General features: G+C 63.0%; 12 protein-coding genes. 5 read left to right on the forward strand and 7 right to left on the reverse strand.

The features are described 5' to 3' along the window. Positions 1–234: 234 nt before the first annotated feature. The 4 genes from groL to CEY11_RS22715 all read right to left on the reverse strand — a co-directional run bounded on the left by groL (position 235) and on the right by CEY11_RS22715 (position 4,729). On the reverse strand, positions 235–1,875 hold the full coding sequence (gene groL / locus CEY11_RS22695; protein WP_088605715.1) for a chaperonin GroEL: 1,641 nt from the start codon (positions 1,873–1,875) through the stop codon (positions 235–237). 29 nt (positions 1,876–1,904) lie between these two features. After that, entirely contained in the window at positions 1,905–2,192 is a 288-nt protein-coding gene (locus CEY11_RS22700; protein ID WP_088605716.1) for a co-chaperone GroES, read from the reverse strand. Positions 2,193–2,767: 575 nt separating this feature from the next. Next, positions 2,768–4,009 (reverse strand): MFS transporter, encoded by a 1,242-nt coding sequence (locus CEY11_RS22710; protein WP_088605718.1) that lies wholly within the window; start codon positions 4,007–4,009, stop codon positions 2,768–2,770. Positions 4,010–4,258: 249 nt separating this feature from the next. Further along, positions 4,259–4,729: a RidA family protein gene (locus CEY11_RS22715; protein ID WP_088605719.1), complete on the reverse strand. Its 471-nt coding sequence runs from the start codon at positions 4,727–4,729 to the stop codon at positions 4,259–4,261. 167 nt (positions 4,730–4,896) lie between these two features. Here CEY11_RS22715 and CEY11_RS22720 point away from each other — a divergent pair, with 167 nt between their 5' ends. After that, on the forward strand, positions 4,897–5,214 hold the full coding sequence (locus CEY11_RS22720) for a YciI family protein (protein WP_088605720.1): 318 nt from the start codon (positions 4,897–4,899) through the stop codon (positions 5,212–5,214). Between the two features lie 88 nt (positions 5,215–5,302). On the opposite strand, the gene CEY11_RS22725 is transcribed toward CEY11_RS22720, so the two are convergent. Continuing rightward, positions 5,303–6,265 (reverse strand): LysR substrate-binding domain-containing protein, encoded by a 963-nt coding sequence (locus CEY11_RS22725; RefSeq protein WP_088605721.1) that lies wholly within the window; start codon positions 6,263–6,265, stop codon positions 5,303–5,305. Between the two features lie 133 nt (positions 6,266–6,398). On the opposite strand from CEY11_RS22725, the gene CEY11_RS22730 reads away from it, so the two are divergent. Both CEY11_RS22730 and CEY11_RS22735 read left to right on the forward strand, forming a co-directional pair. Further along, positions 6,399–7,469, forward strand: coding sequence for a mandelate racemase/muconate lactonizing enzyme family protein (locus CEY11_RS22730; RefSeq protein WP_088605722.1), 1,071 nt, complete (start codon positions 6,399–6,401; stop codon positions 7,467–7,469). Between the two features lie 56 nt (positions 7,470–7,525). Further along, positions 7,526–8,527: a Bug family tripartite tricarboxylate transporter substrate binding protein gene (locus CEY11_RS22735; RefSeq protein WP_088605723.1), complete on the forward strand. Its 1,002-nt coding sequence runs from the start codon at positions 7,526–7,528 to the stop codon at positions 8,525–8,527. Between the two features lie 75 nt (positions 8,528–8,602). On the opposite strand, the gene CEY11_RS22740 is transcribed toward CEY11_RS22735, so the two are convergent. Further along, a complete protein-coding gene (locus CEY11_RS22740; protein ID WP_088605724.1) occupies positions 8,603–9,373 on the reverse strand; it encodes a sulfite exporter TauE/SafE family protein in 771 nt (256 codons plus the stop codon). A gap of 3 nt (positions 9,374–9,376) precedes the next feature. Further along, positions 9,377–10,093, reverse strand: coding sequence for an MBL fold metallo-hydrolase (locus tag CEY11_RS22745; protein WP_088605725.1), 717 nt, complete (start codon positions 10,091–10,093; stop codon positions 9,377–9,379). A gap of 125 nt (positions 10,094–10,218) precedes the next feature. Between CEY11_RS22745 and CEY11_RS22750 the strand changes: the two genes are divergently transcribed. Both CEY11_RS22750 and CEY11_RS22755 read left to right on the forward strand, forming a co-directional pair. Beyond that, on the forward strand, positions 10,219–11,469 hold the full coding sequence (locus CEY11_RS22750) for an NAD(P)/FAD-dependent oxidoreductase (protein ID WP_088605726.1): 1,251 nt from the start codon (positions 10,219–10,221) through the stop codon (positions 11,467–11,469). A gap of 117 nt (positions 11,470–11,586) precedes the next feature. Further along, on the forward strand, positions 11,587–12,228 hold the full coding sequence (locus CEY11_RS22755; protein ID WP_143323035.1) for a DUF1641 domain-containing protein: 642 nt from the start codon (positions 11,587–11,589) through the stop codon (positions 12,226–12,228). Positions 12,229–12,283: the final 55 nt, after the last annotated feature.

Below are 12,283 nucleotides of genomic sequence, written 5' to 3' on the forward strand. Positions count from 1 at the left end.
GGCACAGTCCGCAGGGACTGTGCCATGTCCGGGCTCGCCCACCTCGCGGCCTGCATGCCGCTCGGATTCGCCAGGCATGGCACAGTCCGCAGGGACTGTGCCATGTCCGGGCTCATCCCCCAAGGGGGCGCTTTTTGCCTTGGGGCGGCCCGGCGGCAAAAAAAATCCCGGCACGAAGCCGGGATTTTCCTGGATGGGCAGTGCACCGGCCCGAGGGCCGGCGCGGCGGGCTGCTTAGAAGCCGCCCATGCCACCCATGCCGCCCATGTCCGGCATGGCCGGAGCAGCGGGCTTGTCTTCGACGATTTCAGCCACGGCGGCTTCGGTCGTCAGCAGCAGGCTGGCTACGGAAGCAGCGTTCTGCAGCGCGGTGCGGGTCACCTTGGTGGGATCCAGCACGCCTTGCTCGACCAGGTCGCCGTACTCGCCGGTGGCCGCGTTGAAGCCGTAGTTGCCCTTGCCGTTGGCCACGGCATTGACCACCACGCTGGGCTCATCGCCGGCATTGGCCACGATGGTGCGCAGGGGAGCTTCGACCGCACGCAGAACCAGCTTGATGCCAGCGTCCTGGTCGGCGTTGTCGCCCTTGACCTTGGCAACCGCGGCCTTGGCGCGGATCAGCGCAACGCCGCCGCCGGGGACAATACCTTCTTCCACGGCAGCGCGGGTGGCGTGCAGCGCATCTTCCACACGAGCCTTCTTTTCCTTCATTTCGACTTCGGTCGCGGCACCGACGCGGATCACCGCAACGCCGCCGGCCAGCTTGGCCACGCGTTCTTGCAGCTTTTCACGGTCGTAGTCGGAAGTGGCTTCCTCGATCTGCACACGCACTTGCTTGACGCGGGCTTCGATCGACTTGCTGTCGCCAGCGCCGTCGATGATCGTGGTGTTTTCCTTGGCGATTTCAACGCGCTTGGCCTGGCCCAGATCTTCCAGCGTAGCCTTTTCCAGCGACATGCCGGTTTCTTCCGAGATGACATTGCCGCCGGTCAGGATGGCGATGTCTTCCAGCATGGCCTTGCGGCGGTCGCCGAAGCCAGGAGCCTTGACGGCGGTGGTCTTCAGGATGCCGCGGATGTTGTTCACCACCAGGGTCGCCAGGGCTTCGCCCTCGACGTCTTCGGCGATGATCAGCAGCGGACGGCTGGACTTGGCAACTTGCTCGAGCACGGGCAGCAGGTCGCGGATGTTGCTGATCTTCTTGTCGTAGATCAGGACATACGGATCTTCCAGGGCCGAGACTTGCTTGTCGGGGTTGTTGATGAAGTAGGGCGACAGGTAGCCGCGGTCGAACTGCATGCCTTCCACGACGTCCAGTTCATTGTCCAGCGACTTGCCGTCTTCGACGGTGATGACGCCTTCCTTGCCGACTTTGTCCATCGCGTTGGCGATGATTTCGCCGATCGAGCTGTCGCTGTTGGCCGAGATCGAGCCGACCTGGGCGATTTCCTTGCTGGTGGTGCAGGGCTTGGACAGCTTCTTCAGCTCTTCCACGGCGGCGGCAACAGCCTTGTCGATACCGCGCTTCAGATCCATGGGGTTGATGCCGGCGGCCACGTACTTCAGGCCTTCTTCAACCACGGCCTGGGCCAGCACGGTGGCGGTCGTGGTGCCGTCGCCGGCGTTGTCCGAGGTCTTGGAAGCCACTTCCTTGACCAGCTGGGCGCCGATGTTCTCGAACTTGTCCTTCAGTTCGATTTCCTTGGCGACCGAGACACCGTCCTTGGTGACGGTGGGGGCGCCGAACGAACGCTCCAGAACCACATTGCGGCCTTTGGGGCCCAGAGTGGTCTTGACGGCGTTAGCCAGAATGTTCACGCCGCGCACGATGCGCACGCGCGCGTCGTCGCCGAAAAATACTTGCTTAGCAGCCATTTGTCAGATTCCTTGCTTGATTCGTGTAATTACTGGATCACGGCGAGAATTTCTTCTTCGCGGATGACGAGCAGTTCTTCACCGTCCACCTTCACGGCCTGGCCGGCGTACTTGCCGAACAGAACCTTGTCGCCAGCTTTCACATCGACCGGCAGCACTTTGCCGTCTTCAGTCTTCTTGCCGGGGCCGACAGAAATGACTTCACCCTGGTCGGGCTTTTCGGCGGCGCTGTCGGGGATCACGATGCCCGACGCGGTGGTGCGCTCGTTGTCCAAACGCTTGACGATCACGCGATCGTGCAAAGGACGCAGTGCCATGGAGGAACTCCTGTTGTATAGATAGTTGGAAACCAGATTGGAACGAGGGGTACGTGACTGTTAGCACTCATCCCCTTCGAGTGCTAATTATAAGGATGGAGGCGATTTCTTCAAGTGGGGCGGAAGGATTTGTTACATTTTGGGTGGGGCTCGAAGCCTCTTTGAAGGAAAGCCCCCAATTCCTGCATTCAGGCCGGAATGTGCGAGAACACAGCTATGAGCGCCAAAGTCCTGAAACGTACTTCTGCCCGTGCTGATGCCAGGCCAGCACGGTCGTCCGCTATGTCGTGGAAACGACTAGTGGCGCCGATGCGCAGAAGTCAGTAAAAGTAAAAGGCAAGCGGGTGCAAGGCAAGGCGATTGGTGCGAAGCGTATTGGGGAACCGCTACCCGCGTCGTCTCGCGGTACGTTCACTGTCTTGAAGACAGCCATATGCCTTGCGCAGAAGCGTATCCAGTAGAACCCAATCCCCAATATATGTTCGATGCGGTGTATGAGGGATTGGAGTTGTTTGCCGCGATCCGTACCGACGAAGGCATGCAGTTCGTCGACAATAAAGAACGCCAAGCGATGCTCAGCTGTCGGCAGAAGCCACCGCCTTGCGATTTTTGCCCGCGTCGCGCGGCAGGAAAACGAGCACCAGCAGCGAGCATGCGCCCAGGCAGTAGAAGGCGTAATCGTAGCGGCCGCTGACCGCGATGAAGGCTGCGAAAGCCGTGGGCGCCAGTATGTTGGTCACGTTGACCAATATGCTGGCGCCCGCGGCCGTGTCCGAGATCAATTTTGGCGGCGACCGCCGTGCGACTTCGGCTATCTGCACGCCGTTCCAGCTTGCCGCCGAACTGCCCGCCACAAACGCCAGAACAATGACGGCCCACAGCGGCCAATGGGGATTGGTCAAACCCAGAAGCGCCGTCGTCGCGGCCGAGAGAATCGCTGCGATGGACAGGGCCGCGGTGGCCGACCGCAAATGGTCGGACAGCCACCCCAATACGATGCGGCCTATCACTCCGCCGGCTTGCATTACCGCGAACACCATGCCGGCCAGACCGAGGGAATAGCCCAGTTCGTCGACCAGATAGATCACCGTGAAGGTGAACCAGCAGCTTTGGGATATGCCGAACAGGCTGCCTACGATGGATATGCGCAGCAGGCCAGGCTGGAGCATCAGCGATGCCAGCGGCTCGCTGAGCGTGCGCAGCGACTGCCATGTCGGCAAGAGATGGGTGCGCCCCTTGCTCGCCGGCCTCTCGTCGAGGTTGGCGCTGAGCCGCCAGGTAAGCAGGGTGGGCAGCAGCACGAGGAGTGCGCAAGCCAGAAGGGCGGCACGCCACCCGGCCGCGGCCACCGCCAGAGGCACGAAGAGCCCCGCTATCACGCCGCCCAGAGGCACTCCCGCCTGCTTGATGGAGAACATCAGGTTGCGCATGCCGGGCGGGGAGAAGCGCTGCAGGATTTCGCTGCCGGCCGGGTTTGCGGCGCCGTTGCACAAGCCCATCGTGAAGCACACCGCCAAGGCGATGCCGACGCTCGGATAAAGAAAGAACACCATGCAGATCGTGCCCAGCACCAAAGTCAGCTGCAAGGTGCGCATCCCGCCTATCCGTTTGAGCGTCGAGGAACCCACGACCAGCATGGCCAGGCCACCCAATGAGCTGCTCGCGGCCAGGTAGCCGATGGAGCTGCCGCTCCAGCCGAACTCTGCGGACATCGCTGGCGCGATGATGGGGATGAGCCGGTTCAAAAATGATGAAATGGTCTGTAGGGTAAAGATTGCCGTTACTGGCATAAGCCACACAGGTAGCGTGCGTATCATCGAGTTTCTTGGGTGGTTTTTTTGTTGAGGATGGGCGGCGGCAGCGCGAGCCCGGCCACGCCAGCCAGCAGGGCCGAGTCACTTCCTCTTTTATGATAGCCCGCAACAGGGTGTCAACGCCGGCTTGGGCCTGAAAGAGCGGGTTTCCGCAAGTGTTTGATTTTATTGTTGTGTGCCGCGGATGCGCCCGAGCCCTTGGGCCCGCCTGGCTCGGGAGCCGCCGGCCGGATGGTGTTACGGCTGCGCGTTTTATCTGACCTCGAACATGGCCTCGATCTCCACCACCACGCCGTGCGGCATGCTGGCTACGCCCACCGCCGTGCGGGTGTGGGCGCCGGCTGCTCCAAACACTTCCACCATCAGGTCGGATGCCCCGTTGACGACCTCCGCCACACGGGTGAAATCGGGGGTGGCGGCGACGAAGCCGCGCAGGTTCACTACGGACACGATGTCGTCCAGCCCCCCCGGCAGTGCGGCGCGGGCCTGGGCCAGCACGTTCAGGGCGCTGGCGCGGGCGGCGGCCTGCGCTTCGGCCAGATCCATGGTGTCGCCCACTCGGCCCACGTGGCGCAGCTCGCCGCCCGAGCTGGGCAATTGGCCGGATACGAATAACAGATTGCCCAGCTTGCGCGCCATGCTTATGCGCGCGGCCCGGGGTGCCGGGGCCGGCGGCAGGGTGATGCCCAGCGCCGACAAGCGGGTCTCGATGGAATCGGACATAGCGAACTCCCAATGGGGATGGAAAATTGCATTCTCGCGTGCAAGCCATCGGCGCGGGGTGATTTTTTGGGCCGTGGGCATAACTGTTTGGTTGGAATTACGAGCCAAACGGGAATAGGGGCGTGGCGGGGTGGAACGTATCATGGCTGTTTTGGAAAGGAGCCGTCATGCTATACATCATTTATCAGGAAGATCGCGACGAGGGAGCGGCGGAGATCCGCAAGCAGATCAAGCCGGCGCACCTGGCCTACCTCGCGAGCTTCGAGTCCAAGCTGGTGCTGGGCGGAGCCTTGTTGGCCGAGGATGGCGTCAAGCGCACCGGCAGCGTGCTGATTCTAAACATGGGCAGCCTCGCCGAGGCCGAGGCGTTTTCTCGCGACGAGCCGTTTCGCAAGGCGGGCCTGTTTAAAAGCGTAAAAATCTCGCACATGCGGCGCGGCCAATGGAATCCCGCGGCGGCGCCGGCCACGGCCGAGGGCAACTGATCGGTTCACCGCGCGGCGATGCTGGGTAGTCTGGGCCACGCAGGCCCGGTGTAGCGATACCGTAGCCGCAGCGGTGTGCGGGGCGGCTTTATCGGATGATCGGCTGGTGGTATAGCTCGCCGGCCGCCTGCTTGAGGCTTTCCACCATGCGCAGCCCGGCCGCCGACAGCTTGTTGCGCGCATGGGTGATGACTCCCACTGGTAAGGCGGGGTAGCCGATGTCCACGGGCAGTTTGATCAGCGTGCCCTGCTCGACGTCGGCCTGTACGATCTGCCAAGGCAGCGCGGCGACCATATCGCGCTGTAGGAGCAGGGCGCGTATCAACGGGAACGACAAGGTTTCGACGACGCGGTGGGGCAGATCCAGCCCTTCGCGCGAGAAGAACAGATGGATGGGAGTGCGGGCGACGCTGCTTGCATGGGGCATGATCCATTCCTGCGCGGCCAGATCCGCGGGACTGGGGGCGGGTTTGCTTACCAGTGGATTCTGCCGTCCGGCCACCAGCACGATAGGCTCGAAATACAGTGGAATCTGGCGGATCTGTTCGTTGCCGTCCTGCTCGGACATGCGGCCGACGACAATGTCGATTTCCCCTGCCTGCAAGCCGCTCAGCAGCCGCTCTTTGTTGCCGTCGACCACCGAAACCCGCGTGGCGTCGCCGCTGGCGATGAACAGCGACAGGGCCTTGGGCAACAGGGCCGGCAGCGCCACCATGTAGCTGCCCATCGCGAGCCTGCCGAGACAGCCGTGGCGCAGTGCGGTCAGCTCCTCGGCGGCACGCTTCAGGTCGGCATGCAGCGACCGCGCGTAGCGCAGCACGTGGCTGCCGAACATCGTGGGCACGACGCCCTTGACGGTGCGCTCGAGCAGCCGTTCCCCCAGCAAGGTTTCCAGTTCATGGATGGTCTTGGAGACGGCCGGCTGCGACATGTGCAAGGTCTCCGCTGCGCGGGACAACGCGCCGCATTCGGTCACGGTCTTGAACATGAGCAGATGGCGCAGCTTGACCTGCGTAGTCAGCACACGCTCTATTGATCGGTCGGCTTCCATGGGACGTGCTCCGGCAGTAGAAGATGCGCCACCAGTCTATAACCATTTGGTTTGGCCTGTCGCCCGAATGCGAATGGTTGCGCTGCGGGCGCGACTATAGAATGGTCGCGTCCTAATCCAGCCGGAGCTTCTCTTGAAGATTACTGCCTTCGCAATCGAGCACGTGAGCCTGCCCGACGAGGATCCCAATTGGAAGTTCGCGGGCCAGGCCTATCCGACCAACGATGCCTGCCTTCTGACTTTGACGGCCGAAGACGGCACGCAGGGCTGGGGTTATGCCGCGGCCTTTCCCCATTTGGCGGCGACTGCGTTGGGCGTGGAAGGGGCGCTGCAGCGCATCTGCCCCGCGCTGGTGGGGCAGGACGCCATGGGGATTGAGGCCAATCTGAAGCGTGTGCATGCCGCATTGGTAGGCAATAACCCGGCCAAGTCCGCCATCGATTGCGCCTTGCACGACCTGAAGGCGCGCCTGCTGGGCGTGCCGCTGTACGAGCTGTTGGGCGGCAAGGTCACCGACAGAATCGCGATCTGCCGCATGCTGGGGCTGAAGACCCCGCCCGAGATGGCCGAGCGTGCGCAGCGTCTGGTGGATCAGGGCTATCGCCACTTGAAGCTCAAGGTGGGAGGCAGCGTGCATGAAGACATCGAGCGCCTGCGTGCGGTGCGGCGGCAAGTGGGAGACGGCGTGCGGCTGGTGGCCGATCCCAATCAGTCGTATCACGCCAAGGATGCCATTGTCTTTGCGCAGCGGGCGGTCGAGTTTGATGTGGACATCATCGAGCAGCCGGTAAAAGCCGATGATCTGGGCGGGCTGCAGGATGTCACGCGTGCTTCCAGCATTGCCATAGAGGCCGACGAGAGCGCCTACGATGCCGGGTCGACCTATCGCTTGGCGGCCTCTCGTTCGATCAACGCCGTGAGCCTGAAAGTGCCCAAGATGGGCGGGCTGCGTGCGGTGCAGACGGCGGCCCGGGTGTGCGAGGTGGCGCATCTGGGATGCCGGATGGGCGCCAACGTCGGAAGCCAGCTGCTGGCCGCTCATGCCCTGCATTTGGCCGTGGCGCTGCCCAATATTACTTATGCCTGCGAACTGGCCGAATTCCAGAAGCTGCTGAACGATCCGTTCGAAGGGCTGACGGTCAAGGACGGCTATCTTTATGTCCCGGACGGGCCGGGCGTGGGCGTCGTGCGCCGCGCGGCCTGAGCGTAGCCGGCATTTCTAGCCGGCATTCACTGTGTAGCTGCTTCCAAGGAGCGTTTATGAAGCCCCGCATTTTCTACCGCTTTGCCGCCCTGCGCCTGCTGCCGTTTGCCTTCTGTGCGGCCCTGGGCGCGAGTGTGGCCACGGGTGCCGCCGCCCAGTCACAACCCTCGCAAATCCGGATGATCGTGCCGTTTTCGCCAGGCGGGCCGGCCGATCTCATCGCAAGAAAGCTGGCCCAGCGTCTGGGCCCGCAATTGCACGCGACGGTGTTCGTCGACAACCGGCCCGGCGCGAATGGCGAGATTGGCCTGGATGCCGTGGCCAGGGCCAAGCCCGACGGCGCGACGCTGTTGTTTGCCACCTCGGGAATGCTGACCATCAGTCCGGTGCTCTACAAGCATTTGCGTTACGACCCATTGAAAGACCTGACCCCGATCGGACGCGTGGTGGCCAACGGTACCGCGCTGTTGGTGGGCAAGCAGCTGCCGGCCAATAATATGCGCGAGTTCGTCGCCTATGCGGATCGATCCAAGAGCCCCGTGGCCATCGGTTCGGCCGGCGTTGGCAACATCACGCATTTGTATATGGAATTGATGAAGGAAGCGACGCACGGGAATTTCGTGCACGTGCCGTACAAGGGGGTCGCGCCGGCGCTCAGTGATGTGATGGGCGGCCAGATCGCCGGCGTGTTTGTCGACCTGCCTGCGGCGCTGCCCATGCTCAAAGGCGGCAAGGTCAAGGCGTTGGGGCTGGTCGGAACGAAACGCAATCCTTTGGCGCCCAATATTCCGACCATCGCCGAGCAAGGCTACAAGGGCGTCGACGGGGTGAGCTGGTTCGGCGTGCTGGGCCCGGCCCACATGCCGGCTAAAACCGTGCAGGCCGTCCACGCGGCCATGTCCCGCGCGTTGTCCGATCCCGATATGGCGCGCAGTCTGAACCAGATCGGCTCGCAGCCCGCTTTGGACAGCCCGGCCCAGATGGCGGAATTGATTCGGGCGGATCAGTCGCGCTGGGCGAAAGTGATCACCAAGAATCACATACACGTGGACGAATAGCCGGCTTCAGCCTGAAGCAATGGGGGTTTCAGGCACGATCCCCCCGGCGGCGCTGGCAAAGCGGGCGGCACCGTATTACAGATGCACGGTCTTGGCCAGCATGTATATCCCGATGGTGATCAGCAGGGTGGAAAAAATCCAGTTGAGCACGCCATGCTTCACCGCCAGGCGCTGCGCCAGCATGGCGCCTATCCAGCCGCCGGCGATGCCGCCCAGCAGGAACTCGCCGGCAAGCGCCCAGTTGATGAGGCCCGAACGCGCATAGTTCAGCGCGGTGGCCAGGCCGAAGCTGCCGACGCCCAGCAGCGAAGTGCCGATGGCGTCGATGATTTCCATGCGCGCCGCCAGCATCAGCCCCGGTACGACCATGAAGCCGCCGCCGACTCCGAAAAAACCGGCCACGGCGCCGGCGCCGTAGCCGACGCCGCCCAGGCGTCCATCGAGATATTTGATGGCCTGGCCGCCGGGCCGGTGTGAGGATGCCTTGCGCCCGCGCAGCATCAGCAGCGCCACCACGATCACCAGTACCGCGAACAGCGCCTGCAGCGCCTGGCCGTTGACCACCTTGCCGATTTCGGAACCCACGAACGCCCCGATGATGCCGGCTATCGTGAAAATGATGCCCGCGCGCCAGCGCACGTGGCCTTCTCTGGCGTGGGGTATCAGGTTGATGTAGGCATTGAGCGAAACCGCCAGCGCGCTGGTGCCGATTGCCATGTGCATGTCGTGCAGGCCCACGACGTACAGCAGCAGCGGTATTGCCAGTGTAGAGCCGCCGCCGCCCGTCAGCGCAAGCGAAAACCCCACCAGGCTGCCGCAGAAAACCGTCAGTAATTGGGTAATCATCGCTCAGCCTCGTTTGCCCTGCGGCGCATCGAGCCCGCAACCCAGATTGGCCGGGATGGCCACGTCCATCATCTTCGGGTTCGGCAGCTTGAGATTGTTCATGATCTCGATGTATTGCTCGCGCGTCTTGCCGGCCAGGCGCGGGTTGTAGCGGCGCTCCTCGCCGATGCTGGAGGATGTCCAGCCCTTGTAGTCGTGCGCCGGATACAGGGCAGTCTCGTCGGGCAGGGCAAACAGTGTCTGGGTGATGGAGTCCCAGGACTTGCCGGGATCGCCGTTCTGGAAGTCGGTGCGGCCGGTGCCGCGGATCATCAGCACGTCGCCGCTGAATACGGCCCGGGGGGCTTCCGGCGCAAGCACGAAGCTGAACGATTCGTTGGTGTGCCCGGGCGTGTACAGCGCCCGCAGCCTGATGCCGTCCGTATCGAGGATCTCGCCGTCGCTGACGCGGTACGAGACGCAATCCGCCTGGGTGTACTCGCCCATGATGGATATGCAGCGGGTCTGGTCGCGCAAATCGCCCAGCGCAGTAATATGGTCTGCATGTGTATGCGTGTCGATGGCCTTCACGAGGCGCAGCCCCAGTTGCCCGATGGCGGTCAGGTACTGTTCGACCTGTTCCTTTACCGGGTCGATGAGCACGGCCTCGCGGCCCGGCGCGCTGGCGAGCAGGTAGGTATAAGTGCTTGAAACACCGTCGAAAAATTGGCGAAACAGCATGGCATGCCTCAGAAGGTCGTTCTCTACATATATTTTTTGGCTATAAGCTTATAATAAAATTTGCTATAGAAAGTAGCAAGTGATAAATTCTTTGTGGACAATACATTCAGGATACGGAGGCGAATATGGCGGCGAATGCAGGTCAACGAAAGCACCAGATCGTGATCGTGGGCGGCGGTGCGGGCGGGCTATCGGTGGCAAGCGCCGCGCTGAACCAGCGGCCCGGGCTCGACATTGCCGTCATCGAACCCAGTGAATCGCACTATTACCAGCCGGCCTGGACGCTGGTCGGCGGGGGTGCCTACGACATCGATGCAACGCAAAGGGCCGAGGCCGATTGCATGCCCCGCCAGGCCCACTGGATAAAACAGCGTGTCGCCACCTTCGAGCCTGATCACAACCAGGTGACCCTGGAAGACGGCAGCACCGTCGGCTATGACTATCTGGTGACAGCGGCCGGCATACAGCTCGATTGGGGCAAAATCGAAGGCCTGGAAGCAACGCTGGGCAAGAACGGCGTCACCAGCAACTACAGCTTCGAGCTGGCGCCCTATACCTGGGAGTGCATCCGCAATTTCCGGGGCGGGAAGGCTTTGTTCACTTATCCGGCCACCCCCATCAAGTGCGCGGGCGCGCCGCAGAAAATCCTCTATCTGGCGGCCGATCATTTCCGCCGCAATGGCATCAAGGCCGACGTGCATTTCTGCACCGCCGGCAACGCCATGTTCGGCGTGCCGTTTTATTCCGAGGCGCTGGATCAGGTAATGGCCTATTACGGCGCGGCGCCGGACTACAAGCACAATCTGGTCGCGGTCGACGGCCCGCATAAAAAGGCCATTTTCGAGGTGGGGGACGACAAGAAGCGGGTCGCGGTCGACTTCGACATGATCCATGTCGTGCCGCCCCAGTCGCCGCCCGATTTCATCAAGACCAGCCCGCTGGCCAACGAGGCAGGGTGGGTCGCGGTAAACGCCGGCACGCTGCGTCACGACAAGTACGCCAATGTCTTCGGCCTGGGCGATTGCACTTCGACGCCCAACAGCAAAACGGCGGCCGCGGTGCGCGCCCAGTCGCGGGTGCTGGTTCCCAACTTGCTCGCCGTCATCGACGGCGAAGAGCCGGCACAGGTTTACGACGGCTATGCATCCTGCCCGCTCACGACTTCGAAAGGCAAGATGATGCTGGCCGAGTTCGTCTATGGCGGCAAAATCACCCCCAGCTTTCCGGCGGATCCGCGCGTGCCGCGGCGCACTTACTGGTGGATGAAGACGACCCTGCTGCCCAAGATGTACTGGGACATGGTGCAGGGCCGTCCCGGCCCCGACTGGCATGCCGAGCGCGAATTCCCCAAAGCGCTGCCGGCGATCCAGCCCTGATGCGCCAGACCTGCCGCGCCATGCCTGCCCGTGCATGGCTGCGGCTGCCTGCACTCGCCGCACTTGCATATTTGCGCGCGCGGCGCACCCAATCGCAACCGGCAGCGGAGACTTATCATGGCCACACCTTCCGTCAACCCCGCAACCCCCAGCGCCCACGATGAGTTGAATACCCTGCTGCAGACCTTGCACGAGCAGGGCTTGCTGCGCCTGGCCAATGACTTGGCCGCGTCGCACTCGCAGTGGATGCCCGCGCTCGGCGATATCGTCAGCGAGTCCGCCGAAATCCAAGGCTTGCGTCGCGCCGTGCCGGCGCTTGTAGAAACCGCGGCCCTGCTGCAGGCCCTGCATCAGCAGGGGCTGCTGCGCCTGGCCCGCGACGCCGTGACCACACAGGCCCAGTGGGCACCCATGCTGAGCGAAATCGCCGGCGACTACCTGAACGACGAAGAACTCAAGAAAGCGCTGCACAACCTGTTGCTTGTCTTGACTACCCTGTGGTCGCGCATCGAGCCCGAGCAGCTCCGCAGCCTGGCGCTGGCGCTGGGCGACGGCCTGCAATATCTGGTCGGGCATCCGCCCGGGAACGGTGCCGCCGCGGCTCCGGGGCTGGTCGGCCTCTATCGCATGAGCAAGGACGAATCCTTGTGGCGCGGGTTGATGCCCGTCATCGAAGCGCTGAAAGTGTTCACGACAAAACTGGCAGCGGAAGCCGGCCGCCCCGCGGCGGCCTCCGGTAAAGAGCCGCAGCAATCCTGAGCCCTGCCGGCAGGCCGCTGCCGCGCGCCTGCATCCTAGAAGAGGGAGGGTTTGG

The organism is Candidimonas nitroreducens, assembly GCF_002209565.1.
GTDB lineage: Bacteria > Pseudomonadota > Gammaproteobacteria > Burkholderiales > Burkholderiaceae_B > Candidimonas > Candidimonas nitroreducens.